General features: G+C 68.4%; 20 protein-coding genes and 9 pseudogenes. 9 read left to right on the top strand and 20 right to left on the bottom strand.

Annotation, left to right across the window (positions count from 1 at the left end):
- Positions 1-148 precede the first annotated feature (148 nt).
- Positions 149-327, bottom strand: a pseudogene (locus OG937_45195) (ISL3 family transposase).
- Positions 328-686: 359 nt separating this feature from the next.
- Between OG937_45195 and OG937_45190 the strand changes: the two are divergent.
- A complete protein-coding gene (locus tag OG937_45190) occupies positions 687-1,829 on the top strand; it encodes a hypothetical protein (GenBank protein WUD78397.1) in 1,143 nt (380 codons plus the stop codon).
- A 665-nt stretch (positions 1,830-2,494) separates the two neighbouring features.
- Here OG937_45190 and OG937_45185 read toward each other — a convergent pair.
- The 3 genes and pseudogenes from OG937_45185 to OG937_45175 form a co-directional block, all read right to left on the bottom strand.
- Entirely contained in the window at positions 2,495-2,842 is a 348-nt protein-coding gene (locus OG937_45185; protein ID WUD78396.1) for a hypothetical protein, read from the bottom strand.
- A gap of 238 nt (positions 2,843-3,080) precedes the next feature.
- Positions 3,081-3,626 (bottom strand): annotated as a pseudogene (locus OG937_45180) (transposase).
- 3 nt (positions 3,627-3,629) lie between these two features.
- Entirely contained in the window at positions 3,630-4,136 is a 507-nt protein-coding gene (locus tag OG937_45175; GenBank protein ID WUD78395.1) for a MarR family winged helix-turn-helix transcriptional regulator, read from the bottom strand.
- Positions 4,137-4,729: 593 nt separating this feature from the next.
- Between OG937_45175 and OG937_45170 the strand changes: the two genes are divergently transcribed.
- Positions 4,730-5,722, top strand: coding sequence for a zinc-binding dehydrogenase (locus tag OG937_45170; protein WUD78394.1), 993 nt, complete (start codon positions 4,730-4,732; stop codon positions 5,720-5,722).
- 75 nt (positions 5,723-5,797) lie between these two features.
- Here OG937_45170 and OG937_45165 read toward each other — a convergent pair whose 3' ends face one another.
- Together OG937_45165 and OG937_45160 are read right to left on the bottom strand one after the other, a co-directional pair.
- Positions 5,798-6,097, bottom strand: a complete 300-nt coding sequence (locus OG937_45165; protein ID WUD78393.1) for a hypothetical protein — start codon at positions 6,095-6,097, stop codon at positions 5,798-5,800.
- Positions 6,098-6,243: 146 nt separating this feature from the next.
- On the bottom strand, positions 6,244-7,146 hold the full coding sequence (locus tag OG937_45160) for a LysR family transcriptional regulator (protein WUD78392.1): 903 nt from the start codon (positions 7,144-7,146) through the stop codon (positions 6,244-6,246).
- 167 nt (positions 7,147-7,313) lie between these two features.
- On the opposite strand from OG937_45160, the gene OG937_45155 reads away from it, so the two are divergent.
- Positions 7,314-8,801 carry an MFS transporter gene (locus tag OG937_45155; protein ID WUD78391.1) on the top strand — a complete coding sequence of 496 codons (1,488 nt, stop codon included), beginning with the start codon at positions 7,314-7,316 and terminating at the stop codon, positions 8,799-8,801.
- Here the strand turns inward: OG937_45155 and OG937_45150 are convergent.
- From OG937_45150 to OG937_45115, 8 genes and pseudogenes are all read right to left on the bottom strand, one after another.
- The gene (locus OG937_45150) at positions 8,761-9,345 is read right to left on the bottom strand and encodes a metalloregulator ArsR/SmtB family transcription factor (protein WUD79081.1); all 585 of its coding nucleotides are present in this window, start codon (positions 9,343-9,345) and stop codon (positions 8,761-8,763) included. The two genes, OG937_45155 and OG937_45150, sit on opposite strands and share 41 nt — an antisense overlap.
- Before the next feature lie 117 nt (positions 9,346-9,462).
- Positions 9,463-9,672, bottom strand: coding sequence for a hypothetical protein (locus OG937_45145; protein WUD78390.1), 210 nt, complete (start codon positions 9,670-9,672; stop codon positions 9,463-9,465).
- A gap of 601 nt (positions 9,673-10,273) precedes the next feature.
- Positions 10,274-10,537, bottom strand: a pseudogene (locus tag OG937_45140) (winged helix-turn-helix domain-containing protein).
- A gap of 44 nt (positions 10,538-10,581) precedes the next feature.
- Positions 10,582-10,760, bottom strand: a pseudogene (locus OG937_45135) (DNA-binding protein).
- On the bottom strand, positions 10,745-10,885 hold the full coding sequence (locus OG937_45130) for a helix-turn-helix domain-containing protein (GenBank protein WUD78389.1): 141 nt from the start codon (positions 10,883-10,885) through the stop codon (positions 10,745-10,747). Before OG937_45130 ends, OG937_45135 begins: the two are co-directional and overlap by 16 nt.
- A gap of 95 nt (positions 10,886-10,980) precedes the next feature.
- Entirely contained in the window at positions 10,981-11,133 is a 153-nt protein-coding gene (locus OG937_45125; GenBank protein WUD78388.1) for a hypothetical protein, read from the bottom strand.
- 77 nt (positions 11,134-11,210) lie between these two features.
- A complete protein-coding gene (locus OG937_45120; GenBank protein WUD78387.1) occupies positions 11,211-12,014 on the bottom strand; it encodes a hemolysin III family protein in 804 nt (267 codons plus the stop codon).
- Positions 12,015-12,169: 155 nt separating this feature from the next.
- Positions 12,170-12,502, bottom strand: a complete 333-nt coding sequence (locus OG937_45115) for a helix-turn-helix domain-containing protein (protein WUD78386.1) — start codon at positions 12,500-12,502, stop codon at positions 12,170-12,172.
- A gap of 1,903 nt (positions 12,503-14,405) precedes the next feature.
- On the opposite strand from OG937_45115, the gene OG937_45110 reads away from it, so the two are divergent.
- The 3 genes and pseudogenes from OG937_45110 to OG937_45100 all read left to right on the top strand — a co-directional run bounded on the left by OG937_45110 (position 14,406) and on the right by OG937_45100 (position 17,216).
- Positions 14,406-14,774, top strand: coding sequence for a DoxX family protein (locus tag OG937_45110; GenBank protein WUD79080.1), 369 nt, complete (start codon positions 14,406-14,408; stop codon positions 14,772-14,774).
- 260 nt (positions 14,775-15,034) lie between these two features.
- Positions 15,035-16,029 (top strand): annotated as a pseudogene (locus OG937_45105) (Helicase associated domain protein).
- Positions 16,030-16,163: 134 nt separating this feature from the next.
- A pseudogene (locus tag OG937_45100) lies at positions 16,164-17,216 on the top strand (IS3 family transposase).
- Between the two features lie 20 nt (positions 17,217-17,236).
- Here the strand turns inward: OG937_45100 and OG937_45095 are convergent.
- From OG937_45095 to OG937_45070, 6 genes and pseudogenes are all read right to left on the bottom strand, one after another.
- Positions 17,237-18,457 (bottom strand): transposase, encoded by a 1,221-nt coding sequence (locus OG937_45095; GenBank protein WUD78385.1) that lies wholly within the window; start codon positions 18,455-18,457, stop codon positions 17,237-17,239.
- Between the two features lie 57 nt (positions 18,458-18,514).
- Positions 18,515-19,446 (bottom strand): annotated as a pseudogene (locus tag OG937_45090) (IS5 family transposase).
- A gap of 63 nt (positions 19,447-19,509) precedes the next feature.
- A pseudogene (locus OG937_45085) lies at positions 19,510-19,902 on the bottom strand (transposase).
- Positions 19,903-20,136: 234 nt separating this feature from the next.
- Entirely contained in the window at positions 20,137-20,490 is a 354-nt protein-coding gene (locus OG937_45080) for an ankyrin repeat domain-containing protein (protein ID WUD79079.1), read from the bottom strand.
- A gap of 179 nt (positions 20,491-20,669) precedes the next feature.
- Complete coding sequence (locus OG937_45075; protein ID WUD78384.1) at positions 20,670-20,939, bottom strand: barstar family protein; 270 nt, start codon at positions 20,937-20,939, stop codon at positions 20,670-20,672.
- A 444-nt stretch (positions 20,940-21,383) separates the two neighbouring features.
- Complete coding sequence (locus OG937_45070; protein WUD78383.1) at positions 21,384-21,803, bottom strand: hypothetical protein; 420 nt, start codon at positions 21,801-21,803, stop codon at positions 21,384-21,386.
- A gap of 256 nt (positions 21,804-22,059) precedes the next feature.
- On the opposite strand from OG937_45070, the pseudogene OG937_45065 reads away from it, so the two are divergent.
- The 3 genes and pseudogenes from OG937_45065 to OG937_45055 all read left to right on the top strand — a co-directional run bounded on the left by OG937_45065 (position 22,060) and on the right by OG937_45055 (position 24,577).
- Positions 22,060-23,436: pseudogene (locus tag OG937_45065) on the top strand (IS1380 family transposase).
- Between the two features lie 632 nt (positions 23,437-24,068).
- Positions 24,069-24,266, top strand: coding sequence for a hypothetical protein (locus OG937_45060; protein ID WUD78382.1), 198 nt, complete (start codon positions 24,069-24,071; stop codon positions 24,264-24,266).
- On the top strand, positions 24,266-24,577 hold the full coding sequence (locus OG937_45055) for a hypothetical protein (protein WUD78381.1): 312 nt from the start codon (positions 24,266-24,268) through the stop codon (positions 24,575-24,577). Before OG937_45060 ends, OG937_45055 begins: the two co-directional genes overlap by 1 nt.
- The last annotated feature ends 132 nt before the right edge of the window (positions 24,578-24,709 follow it).

The following is a 24,709-nucleotide window of genomic DNA, read 5'->3' as shown; positions in this document are numbered from 1 at the left end:
CGCCACAGCACGAAGGGACTCCAGACCAGGACGGCCAGGGCGGCGCCCCATCCCCTGTACGGGATCCTGCGGCGCGCCTGGCTGGTGGACGGGGTCGGTGTGCTCAAGGGGTGGTACTCCCTCCGGGTGAGTGGGACCGAGTACGGGACCGCCCGTCGACCGGAACGTCGGCCACCGTCCGCCAGTGATAGCCGTGCACCCGACCCGACGAGGCCCGGCACACCTGGCAGACCGCGGTGTCCAACGGCGTCCGGGCCCGCACCACGATCCGCTCACCCTCGCCGGCCACATCCTCCATGACCAGCGGGGCGGACCCGAAAACACCATCTGCACAAGCTCGTTGACATCCACCACATAAAGGCCAACGACCCTCACAACTCTCCGCCACCACCGAATGCGAGACAGGTCCGAAGACCGTACAGACCCACACCCAACAGCGATTGCCACGTTGTAGCCCGTACACCTGAAAGATGCGTGACACTGCTGTCGGGAAGGGCAGTTGACTCGCACAGCGATCGGTGGCTGGGAGGACCGCGATGGCACGGTGGGAGACCAAGGCCGACCAGCAATTCTGGATGGGCCTAGCGGCGCAGCGGTCGGGGCGGATTACGGAGGCGCTTTCCGCGCACCGGCGGGCCGTGGGGATACTGCGAGGCCGGCTCCGTCGGCATCCGGGTGCTGCCGCGGTGCACGAGAAGCTCGCCGCCGTGCTGTATTCCCTGGGCTCCTCTCTCGTCGCCAGTGGAGAGCCGGACGAGGCGGCCAAGGTGCTGGAGGACAGTGAGCACCACTACGTCATGTCCGCGGCACCGGAGGTGGACCTGCTCGTTGCTGACGTCCAGGCGCGCAGGACCGGTGCCCACGGCCTCGCTGGGCACCCTGTATCGGCGCTGACGGACATCGACCGGGCCCTGACCGCGTACGCCCGGCGGGGTGTCCATGCGGAGGGGCCGCCGCGATCCCTCGACCTGGCGCGGGTCCTGAGCCAGGCCGCGGTCGTCCACCGGATCCACGGCGACACCGACCAGGCGCTGGCCTGCGCCGGACAGGCCCTGGCCCGATACAACGAGGGCTTCGCTGCCGTGAACACCGACCCGTCCGCCCACCTCGGATACATGATCGACATGGCCGCGGACACCGCCTCCGCGTTGGAAGCGGCCAAGGGGAACTGGCCCTCGGCACTGGCCGTCGACGACATGGTGCTCCACGTCGTCGAGCAGGGCTGGGGCGACCCCGCGAAGGCGCTGGCCCGCAAGGGCGTGCATCTGCGCGCGGCCGGACGCACCGCACAGGCCCAGCCCTTCCTGGCCCACGCCGCCGAGCTGTCTGCGACGGCCGTGGAGCGGGAGCAGCGCACCCTCACGCAGCCGCACCCCCGCTCCCTGGACGAGGTGCTCCGCACAGCGGGCGCGGCGACCGGAGTGGTCGGCGTTGCCGTGCTGCGCCGGGTGCTGACCCGACAGGAGTCTTACTCCGCCTCCGCCCGCATGTCTGACCAGGCGACCGCTCCCGCGCACGCCCGGTCCCTCTCCGTCCTCGCCGCGGCCGTCGACCCCGAGACCGACGGCGACGCCGCCTGGCGACTGTCCCTCGAGAGCCACCTGCTCTACCACGCGCTCCTGCGCAACCGCCCCGCTTCCTCCCGCGCCTGGCTCAGCACTCAGGCAGACACCTGGGCGACCGCACTGCGCGTCATGGTCCGGGTCAGCCGCCTGATCGGCAGTGAGGCCATGCAAAACGACGTGCGGGCCACCGTGGCCCGCTTCACTGAAGAGACCGCCTTCCCGGTGGATGACCCACGTGAGGTTTCCCCAAGGCCGGGTAGTTAACGTTTCCGCAGGTCACGCAAGACAGTTGAAGGTGTGCCCGGCGTAGAGCAACGGAGCTCGGATCGAGCCGCCCGTACCGTCACACGGGACAGCGCGGCACCGTCGCGACCGTCCCCTCCCTGTTTGCGGGTGCGACCCTGCCTCTGTCGGAGTCGCCCGATACGGTCACCGACGTCAGCACGCACCAGGCCTTCGGTGCCGACCGGCGCCTCGCATGCCGCGATCCACGAGCATCTGGCAGGGCAACCGCATGAACATCGTTCCCGCACGTGACGCCGCCCGGCCGAGACCCGCCTCGCGCCAGGCCGAAGAACTCCAACGTGCGCCATGGGCAGCCGTCGTGCGCGGACTACGGCTGCCGCCTGCTCGTATGCCGGCAAGCGGCGCGACGAGCGCGCCCCCAGTGAGACGCGGAGCTGCGCAAGCGGGGCAGCGCCCGGGTGGCTCCCGGGCCGACAATCGCGTGGGCGCAGCGACTACGGGCGCAGGGCACGTCAGCCCAGGACATCGCCGACCGTTCCGGGGTCTCGGTGACCTTGGTCCGTCGTCTGCTGCGCGGGGTCAGCCGGCCGATCGCCCGTACCACCGCCGACGCCGTGCTGGGGGTGGCCATGCCGCCGCGGCACCTGCCGGCCACGCCCGGCCTGACCAGCGCCGGCGAGGCGTCACGGCTGCTGGCCGATCTGGACAGGTTTGGGGACCTGGCGGGCGAGCGCCCATTCCTCGGCCCCGCGGCGGCAGGTGATGCGGAGCCGGACCGGGTGGCCCCGGTACTCCTCCTGCCGCTGGTCGCGGGTCCGCGTGCCCATCCAGTGGCCGGGGTCTGTGCGCACCATCGCGAACGGCCGGCCGCGGCCCACGGTGAGCGCGAAGGAGGCGACCGACCGGCCGTGCGCGTCGGCACCGTCCGCACCATGCACGAACTTGAACGGGCCCCACACGTGGGCGTCGATCTCGGCTTGCGTGACGTCGACTTCGTGCGTGAGCTGGCGTTCCTTATCGTCGTTGTCCACGACGACGCTGATGTGGTCCAGGTGGCCGAGGTTGTCGGGGGCCGGCGAGGTGGACGTTGAGTTTTGCGCGGTCGCCGCCCGTGTCTTCGAGGGTCACGTCGAGCTGGGGGGTCAGGTCGGCATGTCAGCGGTCACGCTCGATACGGGCAAACCGTCGTCGCGGTTTCGTTCGCACGCCGTGAGGCAACCCAGGCAAAACGGCGGTGATGGCGCTGCCGATGGCTGCTGCGGTGCTGCTTCATGGCTCACGTGGGCTGGGGACCAGCGGGCCGCCAGCGCTTACACGATCGGCACCAGCAAGGTCGAGACCAGCCCGGACCAGCATCACACGGGCGGAGTTCTTGTCCCTGGGCGAGATCACTCCGCACACGGTGCAGGTGTAGGTACGTTCGGAAAGAGGAAGTGCGTGCTTGGTTCTCGCTCCGCACGACGCGCAGTCCATGGTGGTGTGCGCGGGATGCACCAGGCGGACGTCCCGCCCGTGCTTGCGGCCCATCTCGATCAGAGCCGCCTTCGTGGCGCCGATCGCCGTGTCCGCCGCCTTGCGCGCCATGGTGGTCTTCGCGAGGAACTTCGGCTGGAAGTCCTCCACCGCGATCGCGTCATGGTCGCGCACGACGCGCTTGGCCCACTTGCGGGCGGTGTCCTGCCGCCGGCGGGCGATCTTCTTGGACACCTTCGCGGCGGCCTGACGGGCCGTGCGGCAACCGCCGGTGTCGGGCCTGTTCCTCAGCGTACGCCGACGGGCCAGCATCTTCTGGTACCGCGCGAGGCGCTGCGGCGCGGGTCAGGTTTCCCGCACCTCATACGTTGGATCGGGCCGTTGGCGGGCCGCCAGGTTGTTCTCCACCCGTTCGAGGCCATGGAGTAGCACCAGGCGCTCGTCCTGCGTCATGTCGCCAGTGGTTACGTCCTCCAGGTCGGCCCAGAGCTCCTCGACCTGGCGGCGAAGCGCCATGCCCGCAGGGGTGGTCTCGACGAGGGTGGCCCGCCCGTCGCTGGGGTCGGGTCGGCGGCGGACGAAACCGGCTCGTTCCAGGCGCTGGACTGTCCGGTTCATCGAGGCCGAGTCGGTATCGAAAGCCGCTGCGAGGTCGGACTGCCGCAGTGGCCCCGTATCCCACAAGTGCATCATCAGCAGTTCGTGACCGGGGTGCAGGCCCAGGTCCCGGAACAGGTGGCGGGCCCGCATCACGTGCAGCCGCGTCACTCGGATGAGGGCGTTACTGATGGGGCCGCTGGCCGCAGCGGTGGGCGACGATACGCGCCCTCTGACCTCCCACGCCGATGCCATCTTCGCATAATAGCTGTTCCAGACAGGGACACGCCACCTCGATGGCGCAGCGCTGCGACAACTTCGGTCCTCGCGCCCGCCCCCATCCCTTTCATGGCTGGCTCTCGGAGTCGTCCGCGAGATTCGCGGGGATCGCTGTCTGCGACAGGTGGGCAGAAAAGTATCTGCTGCGCCTGGGAATGGATGGGGGCCGCTCAGAAGTTGTCTGTCTCGAACAGCTAAAAAGCAGGGAAGCGATCGAGATGAGTGTTCTGACACGAACCACCGGTTTCGGCGGCGGCCGCCCCGTACTGCGGGTGCTGCCGGAGCACGGGCACATGGTCGTAGCCGTCGTACCCAACGCCGAGTCGGCTGCGAAAGCCGACGGAGCTGGGACCGAGCCGGTCACCGGCGATATCCGGAACCCTTCGCGCGCTCGACGACCTGCGTCGCAGTACCGGCCCAACCATGAAGGTCCTCGCCGACTCGAGCACAGACCCGGTTGCCGTCCCAACCCGGCTCGACCAGGGCCGGTCGCCACTACCTGTGCCCAGGCCCTCTAGCAGGACGCCGGTCACCCACCCCAACTGGAGTACATGATGAAAGCCATTCAAATGACCGCACAAGGCGGCCCGGAGGTCCTGCGCCTGGTGGACCTGCCCGATCCTCAACCGGGTCCGGGACAGATCCTGATCCGTGTCGAGGCTGCCGCGGTGAACTTCTCCGATGTCATGCGCCGGCGCGGCGACGACTACCCCGTTCCCACGCCGTCGCCGTTCGTCCCCGGCGCGGAGGTGGCCGGCACCGTCGTGGCCCTGGGAGAGAGCGTCGACGGTCCCGCCGTGGGCACGCCCGTATTCGCGATGGTCGGCGCGGACGCGTCCGGAGGATACGCGGAACTCGCCGTCGCCTTCGCTCCCAATGTGATCCCCATCCCCCCGGGGCTTGAGCCCAACGCGGCGGCGGGCATCGTGGTGGCCGGGCTCGCCGCGACCGTGATGCTCACCGAGACCCTCGGCATCAAGGAGGGCCAGAGCGTGTTCATCCCGGCCGCGGCCGGCGGCGTGGGTGGATATGCGGTGCAGATCGCCAAACTCCTGGGCGCCGGCAACGTCATCGCAGGAGCGAGCACGGAGGCGAAGCGGCAGATCGCCCTCGACTTCGGCGCCGACCACGCCATCGACTACAGCGATCCCCACTGGGTGAAGACGGTCAGGGACCTCACCGGCGGCACGGGCGTCGACGCCGCTCTCGAGATGTCCGGCGGTGACCGGCTGAGCGAGTCCCTCGGGCTCCTCGCGCCCTTCGGCAGCCTGGTCGTATTCGGGTCGGTCAGCGGCACCCCCGGCCGGCTGGACGAGACCGCCATCCTGCCGTGGCTCTACGACCCGGCCCCCAACCAGTCGGTGGTGGGCTTCAACCTCGGCCCGTGGTTCGAGCTGCGGCTGCCCACCGCGATCGCGGCCCTGCAGCAGCTCATCGGGTGGGTCGGCTCGGGACAGGTCCGCGTACCGGCCACACACGCCTTCCCCCTGGCCGAGGCCGCCGAGGCGCACCGTCTCCTGGAAAGCGGGGCCACCACGGGCAAGCTGATCCTCAAGCCCTGAGCCAGTACGCATCACGATTCCGCTGCGCGACGCCGCCCAGCCGCCCCCTCCTTCGGGCAACCGAAGGAGGGGGACTTAGACCGTGTCCTCCGGGGTCAGCAGCGGCACGACGTGGCGCCAGTACGACATGGTCTTCGGCACGCCGTGCAGCAAGAACACCAGGTCGCCGGCGCCGCCGATCGCGTAGTGGATCTCCACGCCGTTGACCTTGGGCTTGCCGTGTGTGAGCCGGACTCCGGCGTGGTCAGTGAGGTGCATCCCGGCGAACTCCTTCTTCTCTTCGGCCGTGCAGACGCCGACCGGGTGGTGGCTCCCCGTGGCCGCAGCGGCCGCCCGGCCGGCGTCCACGGTCGGCATGGACGTTTCGACCGGCACAACCGCGCCTCCGTGGCCGCCGATGTCGCCTGCGTCGCACCTGTCTCAGATGGAGTCCATCTGACGATCAGATGGTCGCGGCATGAGCGCACCGGCAGCCACGCCACTTCCGAGTCGACAGGACTGCGTCGGCTGACAGGCGTCGGTCAGCTGCCCGCGGGGTGGATGCGCAGCAGTTGATCGGCGAACCGCTGTGCTGCCGGACTGGTCTCGCCCACCGAGGGCAGCATCAGGTAGATGTGCCTTTCCAGACGCACTCCCTCAACCGCGATGAGCCGCAGAACGCTGTCTGGTGCGGTCAGCACCGGGTACCGCAGGCCGACTGGAGCGAAGCCGATACCGACGCCCGCGCTGACCAGCTCGAGGAACAGTTCCCAGTCGCCGACCTCACAGACGACGCGGCGCTGTATTCCTTCGGCGACGAACGCGGCGTCACTCAGCAGGCGAGCCGTCCACCCTGGGGGTACGTCGACGAACCGCTCGTCGGCGAGTTGTCTCACGTTGACCTCGGCCCGCTCCGCCAGGCGGTGATCAGCACGGCAGACGAGGTGCAGCGGCTCTCGCGCCAGGCGAGTCATCCGGACGCCCGGGACCTGGCTGACCGCGGGTCCGATGACGCAATCCAGTTCTCCCGCCTCGACCATCGAGATCATCGTCAACGCGGGCGCGTACTGCAGGCGCAGGTCGATGCCGGGATGATCGCGAGTGAACTCGCCGAGATACGAAGCGAACGGCACCAGATGCTGAGCGGAGAGCGAGACGCCAAGGCGCAGTGTGCCGATGAGCACGTCACGGGTGTGGCGTACGGCCTCTTCCGCCTGGGCAGCGCTGGTCACGGTCCGGCGAGCCGGTCCCACCAAAGCCTCGCCGGCCGCGGTGAGCCGGACGGGCCTGGTTCCGCGGACATAGAGGGCCGCACCGAGTTCGCGTTCGAGTGCCTGGAGCGAGTTCGACAAGCCTGACTGCACAATGAGCTCGCGCTTGGCGGCGCGAGTGACGCTGCGTTCCTCGACCAACGCCAGGAAGTGACGTAGCTGTCTGAGTTCCATCGGCCACCGCCTCCTGGCCTGAATTGCAGCGCATCTGGACACTTCCATCTGCCAGACAGATGGAGTCTATCTCTGCGCGCTGCCGCCGGACCGCCATCGAAGTTCCCACGGGCGTGGTTGACGCCGACGAACCAGTCAGGAACACCGCCAGGACAGGGGATTCGCCCATGGCAGACCACTCGACGAATGACGCCACGCCTCGGCCTGCTGCGGGCGGCTCGCAGCGGACCGCGTTTGTCATCTCGCTGATCTGCGCCGCCCAGTTCGTGCTGCAACTGGACTTCAGCATCGTGAACGTGGCGCTGCCGTCGATCCAGCGGGAACTGGGCATGCCCGCAGCGGAGTTGCAGTGGATCGTTACCGGGTACGCGCTCGCGTTCGGCTCGCTGCTACTGGCGGGCGGCCGCCTGGCGGACCTGCTTGGCCGGCGGCAGGTCCTGGCCGTCGGCCTAGCCCTGTTCGGGATCGCGTCGCTGGCCTGCGGGCTCGCCCAGTGGCCGATCATGCTGATCACCGCCCGGATCGTGCAGGGCGCGGCCGGGGCGATGGCCTCCCCGGCCGCACTGTCGCTGCTGACGACGACCAACGCAGAAGGGGGCGCCCGCAACCGGGCGCTGGCGATCTGGCAAGCCACCACCGCGGCGGGCGCGACCGCCGGGATCGTGGCCGGCGGGCTGCTCACCCAGTACTTCGGCTGGCGGGCGGTGTTCCTGATCAACCCGCCGGTCATCGCCATCATGCTCGCGCTGGTACCGCGACTGCCGGCCGCAAAGCGGTCCGGCAGCGGCGGCAGCGCCGATGTCCGCGGGGCACTGCTGGCGACCACCGGCATCGCGGCGCTGATCTTCGGGCTCAGCAGCGGGCAGCAGCACGGCTTCACCGCGCCCGCCACCCTCGTCGCTCTCGCCCTGGCAGTGCTTCTGACCACGGGCTTTGTGTTCGCCGAGAAGCGGTCGGCGGCCCCCATGCTGCCCCTGTCGATCCTGGCGGAGCCGGCCCGGCGGGCCGCGATCGTGGCAATGCTGCTGATCGGCGCCATCCTGGCCGGCTACGTCTACTTCGCCTCGCTCTACCTGCAGAAGGTGCTGGGGTTCAGCCCGGTGGCGACCGGCCTGGCGCTGGTCCCGTCGACCGTCACCGTCGTATTCGTCTCCACCCTCGGCACCCGCCGGCTGCTGGCCCGGTTCAGCATCAGGGGCCTCCTGCTTGCCGGGCTGGCCAGCATGGGCGCCGGGCAGCTGTGGCTTGCCCAGATCACTGCTGGGGCCGGCTACCCCGCAGCGGTGCTGCCCGGCCTGGTGCTGACCGCGGCCGGGGTCGGGCTGGCCCTGCCGGCCGCGTCGATCGCGATCACCAGCGGAGTCCGGGCCGGCGACCAGGGACTGGCCGGGGCCCTGTTCACTACCAGCCAGCAGACCGGTGCTGCGGTCGGCCTCGCGATACTCGCCACCGCCGCTGCGGCCACCTCCGGCCACAGCAGCTCTCCGGTGGACGGCTACCGCCTGTCGTTCCTCATCGCGACCGGTCTCGCAGTCCTCGCCGCAATCATCGTCGCGCTCCAGCTCAACACGGAATCCCACCGCGTCGAACCCGGGCACCAGCAGGCCAGCATCCTCAGGCAAGACCCAACGACGCCGTCGCAACCGCAGCGGTGATCGCCAGGCCCAGGCGGCGCGGGCGTAGGGCAGGACGCGGCATGCGAGCTCGGCGTGCAGGTCCTCGGTGTCCAGGCCGCGTAGCGGGGGCACGTGGTGGCGGTCGATGACGGGGTCGGCGGAGTGGCAGAAGCGGGTCACGGTGCGCTGGGCCGTGGAGGTCAGCGTGGCCGGCCATACGGTTCGGTCGCCGATGCGCATGGGCTTGGTGATGCCCAGAGCTTCGGCGGTGTGCCTGCCCGGCAGGCGGGGGCCGTTCAGGCGGGCCTGGTAGCGGTGACCGATCGCGGCATACGCCAGGGCATGGGCAGTCCGCGTCCACGCGCTGCTTCCAATAGTGCTCAAATGGGTGCAACCACTCGCTCACCATGGCCAGGCGGGCCGGTTGGAGGTGGTAGAAGCGGTGCCGGCCACGTGGCTCCTCGCGCACCAGTCCGGCGGTACGGAGCACCGCCAGGTGCTCGGAAACCGCGGGCCTCCCAAGCTCGAACATCCCGGCCAGCTCACTCGTGGAGCGAGGCCCTTCACGCAGCCTCTCGAGCAGTCTGCGACGAACCCAGAGGGCCGGCGCTTGTGGCGAGCGCCGACCTTCGTCGTAGCCTGAAGTTGTCCGTCCGGCCGGATCAGGCCCGACGGGGCCGATTAGGGCCGGGCGGCCCCATCACCACGCCTCGGGGCCGCCGCCGCGCCATTCCACCGTCTTCGGATCGGTCAGGCTGATGCGGTCGCAGTCGACGCCAGCACAGCGCAGGATGTCGAGGAGGTCGGCCATGCGGTGGGCGCACCCGGCGTAGCAGCCGCGGACAGTCACGTTCCGGCGGCTGTCGATGGGCGGGTGCACGACCACGAGAGGCGGCTCGGCGGCGGGCATACGTCCAGCATGGCAGCGCGCTCGCGTCGGCCGCATGCTGGCCCTGCGTCCCGGTCCCGCGCTTGTCAACGATGCCCTCAGGGCGGGGTCGCGCGACACGTAGCGTTCGCTGCCGCTGGCCGGGCGGTAGCGATCCGCCGTTGCGATAAGGTCGCAGCGCTTGAGCGCCCGTCTACCCCCCAGACGCGGTACTCGCACGCGAGACAGGCCCCTCCGAGGCGACGAGGAGGGGCCTGCTCTATGGCCGCCGCGCCCAGTAGTCCCGGAAGCCTTAGCCTCCAGGGCGTTTGCCCGATCCACGGACGCGCCGGCTACCGCTCGTCGGAGGCGGTTGGACGACCACTCGACTCGCTCCATCAGGCTGCCTCGACTGTTGCCTGGACGCATCCTGAGAGGGGGGCCCCGCCTGGCTTCCCCTTGGCTCTGGCCGGGCGGGGCCGCTCAGACGCCCGCCTGACCGTGCGGGGCCCAAGCTGCGGCCAGGCGGGCCCCACGGACGCGGCTTCGCCCCCGGACCTCCCCTGCTGCCGTGGGCGGGACCGCTCGTCACTCTCGTGAGCTGCCCGGCTGGCGCCCGCGTGCGGCCGGGGCAACGCTGGGCTTAGTGCTTGAGGTCCGTCAATCCCCCACCCGTCGAGGTCCTTGCACGTGGCTCGCCCCTGCCCCGATGCTGTGGCGGGGGCTGCCTCATGCCCGGACATGACGAGACCCCCACCGCGGCAGCGAATGCAGTGGGGGCCTCAGCCGTCGGCCTCCCGTGGTGCTTGCCGTCGGAAGCCCGGCGGCTCACGGCCTGCTCGTCCCGCTCGGCGACCCGTCGTCCGGGGACCTGCGGGCTGAAGCCGAGCCGGTGCATCAGCCTCGTCGCACCCGGGGACGCTGTAGGAGACGTGGAACTTCCGGCCGATCAGCGTGGCCACCCTCGCCGCGGTCCACACCTGGTCCTCCACCCAGCCATGCGCAGCCGGGCCCTGTTCCAGATACGCGACCAGCTTCTCGAGACAGCGTCGGGACAAACGGCATCGAGACCCGCTCGGGCCACGAGAAGCCGAGCCTGCGCACCGCCATCCCGCTACAACTGGTGCCATTGATAAGCCGACTGCGTACTCACCCGCAGATGCCGTGCCACTTCCGACGGCTTGATGCCCTGCTCGAACAGCTCGGCTGCCTGCATCCGCACAGACTCACGGCGCTGACCTCCCACCGCGGTCATGCCGCCCCGATCCGCATATCTCACACACCCCGGGATACAGACACCACACCGGGGCTATCAGGCGCATCACCGAAGTTCACCCCAACGAGCCGATGTCAGTATCTGCGCCACAGCCCGGCCCGTCCGGTCCGCAGGTGCCGTTCGGCTTCGGCCTCGAGCTTGCGTTTGCGGCCGGTGCGCTTGAGCGCGCTCTGGATCTGCGCGCGGGTCAGCCGGGCCACCTCGCTGGGGGCGGGCGCGACCGTCACCGTGCGGTGCTGTTCCTCCCGCCCACCACCAGCCACGTCACACTAGCCGTCAAGGTCCCTTGAGGCCTCGAACGCTGTCATGCGACTGCCAGGACGATAGCCGTGTAGTGCGCGGTGAACGCGGCGATGGTAAAGGCGTGGAACACCTCGTGGAAGCCGAACCAGGCCGGTGAAGGGTCAGGGCGCTTGAGTCCGTACACGACGGCGCCCGCGGTGTAGAGCAGGCCACCGGCGATGACGAGTACGACCACCGCGCTGCCGCCGGTGCGCGCGAAGTCGGGCAGGTAGAAGACGGCCACCCAGCCCAGCACGAGGTAACACGGGGTGTACAGCCACCGGGGAGCCCCGATCCACAGCATGCGGAAGGCGATGCCGGCCAAGGCGCCTGCCCACACCACGGCCAGCAGCACCAGCTGCTGGGCTGCGGGCAGCAGCAGTACCGCCAACGGGGTGTACGTGCCGGCGATGATCAGGAAGATGTTCGCGTGGTCCAGCCGGCGCAGGACCGCCTCCCCACGCGGACCCCAGGTTCCGCGGTGGTAGACCGCGCTGGTACCGAACAGCAGGCAGGCCGACAGCGCGTACACCGAGCAAGCCGCCACCGCCGCAGCCGAACGCGAAACGGCGACCAGGACGATGCCGCCGACCAGAGCGAGGGGGAACACGCCGGCGTGCAGCCAGCCGCGCATCCTCGGCTTCAGCGCAGCCGCCGCGCGCTCCACCCCGCCTTCCAGACCCGCGGCGCTCTGCCCGGCAGTCAGCCGGCCGGTTGCGCCAACAGGAGCATCAACCGCCGGGGTGTGGAGGGCTTCTGGCGTGGTGCCGGGGCGGGGCTGGGGCTCCCGCCCGTGTGCCGGCGGCTGCGTCTCTTCGGCGATCATGCGCTCATATTCTGGAGTCGGCGGAAGAATGCGCGGCCCGGCAGGTCCTGCCGGACTGCGGGGCCAGCGGCCCAGGGCGGCTTCGCCAGGCGCCCTGGGGCGGGCACATCGAAGGCATCAAGGCCTTGATGACCTGGAACGAATCTATTTGCGCGTCAGCGGTCGGACGCCTGCCGGGATGCGGCGCGGCGGTACTCGGCGTTGATGCGCTGCGCCTCTGCGAGCTGGTCTTCGAGGATGACGATGCGGCAGGCGGCCTCGATGGGGGTCCCGTGGTCAACGAGCTCCCGGGCGCGGGCGGCGATGCGCAGCTGGTAGCGGGAGTAGCGGCGATGGCCGCCCTCGGAGCGGAGCGGGGTGATCAGGCGGGCTTCGCCGATGGCGCGGAGGAAGCCCTGGGTGGTGCCGAGTATCTCGGCGGCCCGGCCCATCGTGTAGGCGGGGTAATCGTCGTCGTCAAGCCGGCTGAACGAGTCGTCTGCTGTCATTGCACCTCTCTGCGAAAGCGCGCGGAGGGGCCCTGGTGCCGTGTGGCACCAGGGCCCCGAAGGAACTGCTACACCATCTGCCGGCCCTGGTACTGCGCCGGCCTTCTGTTTCCGCCCACCCGACCGGAATGCTGCCGGGGGTGCGGGGATCGCATTTGCTTGACCGGAGACCACCTCACTATCGATGTCCTGCGGTACCCAGGCTCAAGATGTCCGCCCGGGCGATCCTGATGGCGCTCGGCTCCTCCGTTCTTCCCTCGGTGATCAACTGCTTGCCAAACAGGGGGCACTGCATACTGCTGGTACTGCTGGTACTGCGTACTACTGGTGATGCGAACTGCTCAGTGGCCTGCGACAGCGCCACTCTCCGGCAGCAAGCCCCGTCGCCCGTGGCCCCTGTTCTGGCCTAGAACCAAACTGCCGAACTTCCCGGTGCGCGCGTCCGCAGCCCGACGCCTTCACCGAGGTACTGCCCACTCACTTCACTGCTGGGTACTGCGAACTGCACTTGCAGGTACTGCTCACGGCGACCCCTGATCACTGCGGGCCACCCGGTCCGGTCGTCAGTCCCGTCGCCGCCCTGCAACGACCGTGGCTTCGGAACTCCACCACCGCACCGTCCTGCACACTGCAACTAGCTGTACTGCGGATACTGCTGACCGGCAGTTCGTCTCTGCCAGGCCCTCTGGTCCCTCTGGGCTACGAGAGAAACCATAACCACACCACCGTCCAATGTCTACTTCAGCCAACACAGATTTCTGCGTGTTCGACACTGAGGTAATCGGCTGCGAACGGGGACAACCGCGGGGCCGCCAGCGCCGGGTTGACGGGCCGCGGGCCTGGGCACCAGCACCCGGCAGGGCACGACCGGGCATCGACGATCCTGAGACCCGGGGGGAGAAACGCAATGAGCGTCAAGTCGTAACCGCCCGCTCCACGACATCCGCCGTCCGGCGCACGCGATAGCCCCCCCGAGGCGACGACACATGCGCAGGTCCATTCCGGCAGGCGCGCCGGGAGCTGGGCGCAACTGCTGCTTGTCCACGGAACGGGAGCCTCTCTCCGCTATCTGGCGGTGCGCCGTGCGCACTCGTGTGCGCCCCGATTCCCCGAACTACGTTCTCTGCCGCTCAGGTAGGCGGACACCGTGGGGCCTGCGATAGCCACCCGGCACCAGCTCCTAGTCCAGATCGGCCCGTACCGCCAGGACGGGAGTGGGCGGGGTCGAACGAAACCCATCGGCCCCGGGGCACGGATGCCTCCTCGGCTCGGCGCGCAGGCGACGGGGCCCATCTCCCCGTAGGAACGCTGCACCCACTGCCAGGGTTGCCTCGAGGTGCTGCAGCGACGGACCTCAATTCAGATGGAGCCTCAACCCGTAGCAGCGCGCTCGCTAGCGAGGGGCAGCGACGCCTGAGCAGCAAAGGGCAAGCGCCGACCGCGACGGGGGACTGCGCGGTCGGCACCTGCTGGCACAGCTTAACTCCTTGACGCGTCAATGAGTAACCGCTTCATGGCTCTGCGCCGAGGGGACTCGACCCCGCTTCGCGATGAGCTCGACCGAGCACAAGTTTGCTTGACGCGTCAAGTAATGCTTTCATGGCGTGCGGGAGGGTTCGGCCCTCGGAGTGGGTCGCTCTGCCACGTATTGAAGAGGTTGGGCGCCGCATCACGAGTCGGACCAGTCCTGCCGAACCCGGGCCAGACAGAACCGAACCTTTCCGTGCTCCCCTTGATCGTCGATCGCCTGCGCGTGTTCAAGGAGTCGGTGCCGCCAGGTCTGTCTTACCGACAAGCACAGACTGCTTGTCGACCGACGCAAAGTTCACCGGAGCGCATCACAAGGCATGCCACGCCGTCGTGTGGACCCGTCGTCACGTGCTCTTTTCGACTAGGAATCATTGTGTACATAGCCGCTGTCATCCTCAGTGTTCTGCTTGCTCTCGTCTTCCTCGCCGCCGGCGCTCCCAAGGTGCAGCTCAAGGGCGCCGTCCCAGACGGCCTCATCCAGAAGGGGCTCAGCTCCGGCTTCGTCCGCTTCGTAGGGCTCTCGGAGGTCGCCGCGGCTGTCGGGTTGAGTGTCGGCATCTGGTGGCAGCCGCTGGGTATCGCAGCCGCTGCCGGCGCGGTAGTGGTACTCATCGGCGCGATCAGCTTCCACGCGAAGAAGGGCGAGTACAGCGACAGCGCCACCCGCAATGCAGCGATCACCCCCATCGCGCTGCTGCCCGTGGCCGCGGCCGCGGCTCTCACGCTGGCCGCGTCACTGTAGGAGCTGCCCTCACCCGGCTCCAAGGTGAGTCGCTCCCACTGCGGAATTCAACCGCATCGGCTCGCCGACCTCGCCGTGGGCATCGGCGACAACCTCGCCCACCGTCCGCGCAGGCCGACGCCAGCGGGTGCACAGCCAGCCCCGGTTCTCACCGCTGGCCCCATGGCTTCGGGGACCTGGCCCTACGTCGTTCCCGCCCCTTTAGCCAGCAAGGGGGACTGGGTGCGCGGCGGAATCGGGGGCCCTTCGCCAATGCCACCGCCGAGGGGGCGGTGATGGAGCGGTGCGTGCTGGCCTCGGTGCGGGTGGTGGGTGAGGGCGTGGACACCAAGAACTGTGATGCGGTGGTCTTCGCGGACGTCCTGGGGTCCACGGTCGACATCGTCCAGGCCGTCGGCCGGGCCCTGCGTATGCAGCCCGGCGAAGGCAAGACGGCCTCCCTGGTCGTCCCGGTCTTCCTCAGCCCCGGCGAGTAGCCCGACGACATGCTCTCTTCCCGCTCCTACGAGGGCCTGACCAAGGCCCTGAGCGCACTGCGCGCACATGACACCGAGGCCGTCGAGCAGCTGGCCACCCCGCAGGCGGCATCCCGGCGGCGGTCCGCCCCATCTGGGGCTGCCGGTGGAGGGCATGGCGCGGTGGGAGGCGTCAGTGCGCCGGCGAGTGGGCTGCTGTCGTTCTCCGCGCCGCGGGACCTTGCGCAGCTGGCGGCGTTCATCAGCCTGCGGGTGTTGCAGCCGGAGTCCGAGTTCTGGCGGCGCGGCCTGCAGGCAGCCCTCGCCCACCACGGCGACCACGGCGACCACGGCGACCACGGCGACCTGCGCGTCCCTTACGGACACCGCACTCCCGACGGCTTCCCCCTCGGTGTGTGGATCACCCGCCAGCGCCAAGCCCACACCCGCAGCCTTCTCGACGCCGAACGGGTTCAGCAGTCGACGAGCTCGGCATGATCTGGAGCCACGGGGAGCTCGCCTTCACCGAGGGCCTGGCCGCTGCACGCGGCTGGGCCGCCGAACACGGCCATCTCCTCGCCCCCACCGACGCCACCTGGCAGGGCTACGCCATCGGCCAATGGCTGAAGAACCAGCGCGCAGCAGCCCGCCGCAGCAGTGCAGCTGGTAGCCGGAAGGCCGCAGGGCTGGACCGCGACCGGCGGCAGGCACTCGAAGACATCGACCCCGCCTGGTGCCCCACCTGGCCTGTGGTGTGGCAACGCTGCTTCCACCTCGCCCGCACCTACCACACCGCCGGCGGCACACTCACTGACCGGGACGCCCAGCTCGTCATCCGGGACGCTGCACGATCGGGTGACATCTTGACCTGACCCACCTCTCAGGTTCCAGTTTTGGTGGCTAACTGACAGCCCTTCACGGAAGGCTGGCAGCCATGCCTCGTCCCTATCCTCCGGAGTTCGCGCGCCATCGCGCTCATCCGCGCCGGCAAGCAGGCCAAACAGACGGCGGTGGAGCTCGGCATCCATCCCGTCACGTTGTCGAAGTGGTTGCGGCAAGACGACATCGACAACGGGCGGCGACCGGGAACGCCGTCGAGCGAGTCTGCTGAGTTGCGGGCCGCTCGCCGGCGGATCCATGAGCTGGAAACCGAGCTGGCGATCGTCCGGCAGACGGCGAAGTTCCTCGGCGAGGACAAGCCGGCCCCAAAAGGCTCTACCCGGTGATCGACCGACTCGTCGATGCCGGGGCCCCGGTCAACAGGTGCTGCCGGATCCTTGGCGTCGCCCGGCAGAACTACTACAAGCACAAGCGCACACCGACCACTCCACGGCAGCTACGGCGAGACTGGCTGACCGGGCTGATCCGAGAGGTTCACGTCGCCTCCCGCGGCACTTACGGCTACCGCCGCATCCACGCCAAGCTCACCCTGGGCATGGGTATCCGGGTCTGCACCAGGACCGTGTCGGTGCTCATGACACAGGCCGGGATCCACGGCCTGCCCGGACCGGTGCGCATCAAGCGCCTGCGGGGTGTCGTCACCGCCGAGGACCTGGTCAATCGCAAGTTCCATCGCTTGCGCCCCGAAGAGCTGTGGGTCACCGACATCACGCAGCACCGCACCAGGGAAGGGTGGGTGTACTGCGCGGCAGTCCTGGACGCGTTCAGCCGCAGGATTGTGGGCTGGTCCATCGACTCACGGCAGGACTCCACCCTTGTGGTCAACGCGTTGGACATGGCCATCCGCAACCGCCGCCCCGAGCCGGGCGGGATAGTGCACGCCGATCACGGCACCCAGTTCACCTCCTGGGTCTTCGGCGAACGGATCCGCTCCGCTGGCCTCCTGCCGTCGTTCGGCACCGTCGGGGACGGCCTGGACAACGCGATGATGGAGTCGTTCTGGTCCTCCATGCAGATCGAGCTGCTCAACCGCAAGCGCTGGAAGACCCGGGTCGAACTGGCCAACGCGATCTTCGAGTACATCGAGAGACCCCGTTGCCCAATTACCTATGCGGCAAGGTCGAGCTTGGCAAGGTGTGATGTCCGGGTTGGGGCGAGGGGTTGTCCCGTCCACCAGGCGTCGAGGCGAATGAGATTGAGCGCAGTGGCGGCGAGGACGTGTGCGAGGGCGGTCTTCCGTAGGCCTGCGTAGCGGGTCCGACGCGCACCGGTGGCTTTGACTGCCTGGTGGATCGTGCCTTCCACGCCCGAGCGGATTGCGTAGACGGCCTTCCACTCCTCAGTTGCCTGCTCGGCGCGGACGCGTTCGAGGACGGCGTCTTGTTCCTGTGGGCGGACGGTGAGCTGTCTGCCGTACCGCCTGGAGCTGGTGCACTGGGCGCGAGCGGGGCAGGGTGCGCAGGTCTCGGTGGCGAAACGGATACGGATCGCGGGCCGCTGGTTGTTGTCGAGTCCTTCGGTCCAGTAACGGCTGGTGGCGCCGTTGGGGCAGGTGGCCTGTCGAGTGTCCCAGTCGATGATGAAGGATGTCTTGCCGTAACCTGCGGCTTGGACGGTGCGGCGGGTGTTGGGTCGGACCGGGCCGATGACACGGACACCGCGGTCGCTGGGCGCGGTGAGTAGCAACTCCGCGGAGATATAGCCGGCGTCCATGAGGTGTTCGCTGGGCAGTAGGTGCTTGACCTCGAGCCTGTCGTGGATCTCGTCGACGACCAGGGGGTCGCCGACCGTGGCATCGGTGGTAACCACGTGGGTGATCAGGTGCGGGCGGCCGGATTCTGGGGGGTCGCAGGTCTCGCTGAAGTGAACCTTGTAACCGTCCCAGGCCGAGCCGCGCTTGACTGCGCTGCGCGAATCCGGATCGTAGGGTGAGGTGATCCGTGCCCTGCTGGGAGGGAGTTCGTCTCTACCCCGCCATGTCACTTCCTGTCTCTCATCGGTGATCGTTCGCTGGAACTGCTGCAGCCATACCGTCCGAAGGATGCAGATTGCCGGAACCTGTCGTAGCCAGCCTGGAGCAGTGGCGGCAAAGGCCGCGTTGAGCAGGAAGTAACCGTCGGCCGCAATACGCCAGGTGAGCTGCATCCGCTCGTTTTCGTCGCTCGGCAGGCGGTAGGAGTCCATTCGGGCCTCGTACTGTTCTTGCCAGGTCGCGGGCATCCAGGAGGCGAGCCACTCGGGTGCCGTGACGGCGACCGATTCCAGCGCGGCACGCAGTGTCTCGCCCACGAACTCGAGGCGGTTGAGGTTCCTGACCGCGGCGAGCACGTGTGTGGAATCAGTGCGCTGGCGGCCGCGGCCGGCCACTAGGACTTGTCCGGCCGATCATGTGCGGAGCCAGATGACGAGGGCTGCTGCGGTGGTTGTGCCGAGGTAGACGTAGCCGCGTTTGTCGTAGCGGGTGGCCACGGCCCGGTGCTGCTTGAGCCGGTTGATGGCTCGTTCGATGGTGTTGCGTTTCTTGTATCGGTCTTCGTCGAAGCCGGGTGGCCGTCCACCGTGTGAGCCTTTGCGCAGGCGGACGGCCTGGCTGTCGGCCTTCTCTGGGATGGTGTGCCGGATGCCGCGACGTCGCAGGTACTCGCGGATGGGTCTGTTGCTGTAGGCCTTGTCCGCCGAGACGCTGTCGGGTTTCTTGCGGGGCCTGCCGGGGCCGAGCTTGGGAATGCGGATCTTGTCCAGCACCTGCTTGAATTGGGTGCAGTCGGCCCGCTGGCCTGGTGTGACGATCAGGGACAGCGGGCGGCAGCGGCCGTCGGCGCTCAGGTGGAGTTTGCTGGTGAAGCCGCCCCGCGAGCGGCCCAGGCCCTCACTTCCCGCACCGCCTCCACCAGGCGGGCGTGCAGGCTCTGCCACGCCGTTTCGCCCTGGTGTTCTTCCTGCTCGGCCCCCTTTGACGCCGGGGCCGGTGGTGGATCGGTGCGGGCGCCGGCCGAGTGCTGATGCGCGCGGACAATGGTGGAGTCCACCGAGACATCCCAGTCGATCTCGCCCGCGGCGTCGGCCGCGGCCTGGACCTGCTGCAGCAGACGTTCCCACGTTCCGTCCGCTGACCACAGCCGGTGCCGTTCATAGACCGTTTTCCACGGCCCGAAGCGTTCCGGCAGGTCACGCCACTGCACACCGGTCCGGACCCGGTGCAAAATCCCGTCGATCACCTGCCGGTGATCCCGCCACCGGCCGCACCGCCGGTTGCTGACCGGCAGGAACGGCCGCAGCCGTTCCCACTCGGCATCACTCAAGTCACCCCGCCCCATGTCCACATCAACGACACGGACGGCGAGTAGTCACATGATCGGCCGGACAAGTCCTAGCCCAAGCTCCGTCAGCCGTTCCAGCAGCAGGTCCAGAACCTTCTCCTCCAATCCGTGGGCAACGAGCCGGTCGCGGAACCCCGTCAGTACGGTGAAGTCGAAGCCGGCATCTTCAAGGTCAAGGCCAAGCAGGTATTTCCAGTCGATCCTCGCCCGCACCGCGTGAGCGGCCTGCCGATCGGTCAGGTTCTCCGCGAACTGCAGCACGCTGACCAGCGCCAGCTGGCCTGGAGCGACGCCTGGACGTCCACGCACACCGAACGCGGACCTGAAGACCTCGTCGTCGAACAGTGGACCAAGCGCGTCCCGCACCCGCATGGCCAAACACCCCTTGGGAAACGCTGCCCAGGCCACCATCCGCGTCCTCTCGGGGACCTCCCGACCCGAGACTGCCCGCATGGACACCCAACCCCTCCGTCCGGTCGACGAACGGCAGGCCCGCAATCAAGCCCCCGGCCTTCAGGCTCCACCCCTCGGTCACCCGCCAAGGTCAAGATCAGAGGCATTCACCCAATTGGGCAACGGGGTCATCGAGATCTTCTACAACCGCCAGAGACGACATTCAGCACTGGGCTACCGCACCCCAATCGAGTACGAGCTACTCTCCGCACGAGACACCGTCCCCGCCGCCAGTTAGCCACCGCAGCTGGAACCCAAACCGTGGGGCAGGTCAACCTCACCCAAACCTGCAGCAGACCCGATTGCAATGTCGTGACCGTAGCTCTCTGCCATTGTGAGTGGCGTGCGCCCGGCGGGATCTTCCAACTCCGGATCTGCACCGAAGGCGAGAAGGATGGCCGTCGTGTGCACCGTCAGGGGTTGTCCGCTCTGCAGCGCACCGTCGCCCTCGACATCGATCGCGTGAGTGAGGAGCGTCATGCCTTCGTGTACCTCGTCAGGATCGGCTCCCGCACCGAGGAGACGGGCCAGTGTCTCCGCGTCCTCCATCTCGACCGCCTGGTGAGCGGGCGTCCTGGTGTTCTCTATCTCAATCACGATCAGAGTGAATCGATGCCTGTTCGCCGGTGCAAGCCGGTACAGCAGCGAAGTACAGCAACGTGACCGATCGACAGCGACCTACCGAGGCCAGCACCACCGTGCTGGCCACCCCAGCAGACCTCAGTGACCGCCATGCCCATAGTTCGCATCGAGGGGCAGACGACGCTCTAGGCGTACTCGGCCAGGAACTGGGGCCGGTACTGCTGCCGATAGTGGTCCAGTGCCTGCCGGAGCATGGTGGCGCCCCGAGGTACGCAGTCGCTGAACTGGTCCCAGCCGACGAAGCGCAGATGATCTGGGATCCGAACCAATCCGGTGATCGCATCCCAGAAAGCGTCCCAGTTCATGCCGTAGAAGCTGGGGAAGTGCAATGCCTCAGCGAGCACGGCATGAAGCCCGCGCTCATCTACCAACGCACTGATGTCGATGGTGACCACAGTGACGATCCTTGCAGACGCGGTGTGACGCGCCAGGCACAGCAGACCCCCTAGCAGCAGCGTCGACGCCTCCAACAACAGTCGGCCAGTCACCGGACAAGCCATCCGCCGTGCCCCTTGCGTGCCCGATCGCACGGGAAACCACGGGGAAGCACGGTGTCGGCGGGCATGAAGAAGGGGCGCCCCCGTGTCTTGGGGCACCCCTTCTGTCCAGCGCCTTAGCTGGCCTACTGCGGAGAGTGTGGGATTTGAACCCACGGTGACATCGCTGCCACGACGGTTTTCAAGACCGCACGCTTTCACGACCGGCCAGCGGCCTGACCTGCGGCAGAGTCGGCTAATGGGATGCTAAGCGTGGCTGCCTGGCCGCAGGTTGGCCGCGATGCTCCTGGAGACACTCCTAGAGGCGGCCAGAGCCTCACTCAGTGGCTGCGGGCGGACGGGTCAGCTGGCGTATTCGAGCTTCCACTCCGAGCAGGATGCGAGATCGACCGACTCGGTGCCGTATTCACCCAGGCAGACCTCGTACTCGACCCAACCGGACTCCGGGAGGTTCATGTTGATGTCCAGCTTGGTTAGGGAGCCGTAGTGGTTCCAGTCCTTGTGCACCGCGCCGCCGTCGTCGGACCGGATGTACTTGACCACCACCGAGTGGCCGTCATAGTCGTTGTCCCAGACCAGCAGGTGGTCGCCGTCCTTGACGAACGACGCGGACCCGGCACAGAAGGGGGTGACGCACAGGTCGCCGGCGTGATAATCGGAGGGGGAGACGGTGTAAGTGGAGGCGGAGGCGGGGGTGGCCAGCGCGAGTATGGCCAGCAGGCCCGCGGTGGCGGCACCAAGGATCTTGGAACGCTTCTTCATCCTGGTCATCCTTGTATTGACGGTTTTCCACCTGTGACCGGCATGCCCAACAGGGCTGGCATCAGGGGTCTTGATCGCGACCGAACACTAGAGGATAAGTCGATCTTCAGCTAGAGGTGAGGGCTGGTCTCTAGCCTCGCGCTTTCAGGAGTGCGGGTGTCCGAGGCTTGATCAAATAAGCGAGGAGTGCTGCTGACCTGGGACGATGGGACTTGTCTAGGGTCCTGTTCGTCGTCAGGAAAGCTGCACTCCTCAGGTGAAGAAGAGTATCGGGTCCTACCCGCATGTCCGTGTCGAGGGCGGCGGTCGTGGGGTGGCCTCCCAAGCGGGTGGTGTGTTGCTCGTCGAAACGCTCCGCAAGACCGGTCTCGACCGGGCGATATCGACAGCGTTGACGCCGTGGCGCAAGCCGCGGGCGGTGCACAACCCGGGCAAGATCCTGCTCGACGTAGCGCTCGCGGTCGCGCTGGGCGGGGACTGCCTGGCCGACGTCGGCATGCTGCGGGCCGAGCCCGCGGTGTTCGGGTCGGTTGCCTCCGACCCGACCGTGTCCCGGCTGATCGACACCCTTGCCGCAGGCGGCGAACGCGCTCTGGCCGCGATCCGCACAGCCCGTGCCCGAGTGCGCGAGCACGTCTGGCAGGTGGCCGGCCCCGCGGCACCGGACGCGGGCGGGCAGGTGACCGTGGACCTGGACGGGGTGCTGGTCATCGCGCACTCCGACAAGCAGGACGCCGCCGCGACGTGGAAGAAGACCTTCGGGCACCACCCGCTGATGGCCTTCGTCGACCACGGCCCGGGCGGATCCGGCGAGCCGGTCGCAGGTCTGCTGCGGCCGGGGAACGCGGGCTCCAACACCGCCGCCGACCACATCGAAGCCGCCCGACTCGCCCTGGCCCAGCTCCCGAAGCGGTTCCGGCGCGGACGGCAGACCCTGATCCGCACCGACTCCGGCGGCGGCACCCACGCGTTCCTGGCCTGGCTCGCCCAGCCGGGCCGGTGGCTGTCGTACTCGGTCGGCATGACCATCACCGAGCAGATTCACCAGGCCGTCCTCAAGGTGCCCGCCTCGGCCTGGACACCGGCCATAGAACCGGGCGGCGAGATCCGCGACGGCGCCTGGATCGCCGAACTCACCGGGAACATCCTCACCGGCTGGCCGAAGGGGATGCGGCTGGTCGTCCGCAAAGAACGACCCCACCCCGGAGCGCAGTTGCGCATCACCGACGCCGACGGCATGCGGCTCACCTGCTTCGCCACCAACACCCCCGACGTCCCGATCGCCGAACTGGAGCTGCGGCACCGCCGACGGGCACGCGCCGAAGACCGCATCCGTGCCGCACGCGCCACCGGCCTACGGAACCTCCCCCTCCACGACACCGCCCAGAACCAGATCTGGCTGGAGATCGTCCAGATCGCCCTGGACCTGCTCGCCTGGATGCCGATGCTCGCCCTCACCGGCCCCGCCCGTTGCTGGGAACCCCGCCGGCTGCGGCTCCGGCTGTTCTCCACCGCCGCCCAACTCGTCACCACCGGACGGCGCCGCATCCTCCGCCTCGCCGCCCACTGACCCTGGACCGACCTGATCACCCAAGCCCTGCACCGCCTCGCAGCCCTGCCGAACCCAGGCTGACCAGCAAACTTCCCACCCCTACGAACGCACCACCCCGACCGGAGCCGTGGAACCCGGCGCCCACCCGACGCGACAGCCGGGCCCACCGCCTGCCCACCACCAGCCCGAACACCGAAACGGCCCGCCAGAAGAAACCGACGGACCGTCACGAAACATCGAGGCTAGTCGGCCCTCACCGCCAACCCCTCGCCCTTTGTTGCCCGACGTTGAACCCGCCCATGGTGGCGACCTGTGGTTGCCGACGTTCGATGACACGGCGCCTGACGGCAACGGATGACGGCAACGGAGCCGAACGTACGCAGACCTTGGCGGTTGCCGAGGGCCCGCTTTGGGCTCCTGTCGTAGCAACGTGGCAGCGCCACTGCAGCTATGAACGAACTCCTAAAGCGGGTGTCGCAGGTTCGAATCCTGCCTGGGGCACAAGGGAAAAGGCTCCGGACCGATCAAGGTCCGGGGCCTTTGACATCCACTTTCGACATCAACGGCAGCGGTCGACGGCAGCCATCGCGCTGGTCTGCCGCCTCCGGATGTGGTCTCTCCGCCTGCCGTGTCGGGCCCCATAACCGCTTGCGGCCGAGCGCTACTGACGTGACACGATGCCGGTCCGGCGTGGTCGACAAGGGGGTGCAGACGTGACCGAAGACGAGGCTGTCAGGCAGCTGAAGATGCTCGCGCGGTCGCGTGCGTTCGAACGGCCCGTAGGCTCTGATCGGCTCATGGCAGCGGCTCTCGACGCCCTCCTGGCCGACGTGGAAACGCCGTCGCTGCCACTGCTCGCCGGACTCGGCGGCGCGAGGAACCCGAAGCGTCCGAGCTGTTCGATCAGGTGATGGAAGAGCTCGGATTCGTCTTCGAACCACAGGCGGATCCGACTGCGACCAAGCTGGCCTTGGCCTATTGGCTGGCCGAGCAAATCGCCGACGGGTCACTCGACCCCGCGACCGGCGCGGACATGATCTGGACCGAGGCAGCCATGGAACTCCGGTATCCACCCGTGTTGGAACCCGTCGTCACGTGCGCCATCCAGCTCGACGACTGGAACGAGGACTGGACGATCTCCCGGGACGAGATCACCAGCAACGTCGTCCGCGCGGTTCACGAGCTGCTCCAGAAGCGTTCATCGTCAACTCCAAGGGGCTGAGCTTGCACGGCAAGGAGACCCCGAACTGCGCCCGAAGAGGTCGCAGAGCGCATGTCCGGAGTCTTCGCGGTCCGACTCCTGGACGCTCTGGACGGTTCCGGCCCACAGGTGTGCAGCCACGACCGCAAGCGC

Origin of the sequence: Streptomyces sp. NBC_00510, from assembly GCA_036013505.1 — a bacterium.
Taxonomy (GTDB): Bacteria; Actinomycetota; Actinomycetes; order Streptomycetales; family Streptomycetaceae; genus Actinacidiphila.
This window is presented reverse-complemented; position numbering and strand designations above follow the sequence as displayed.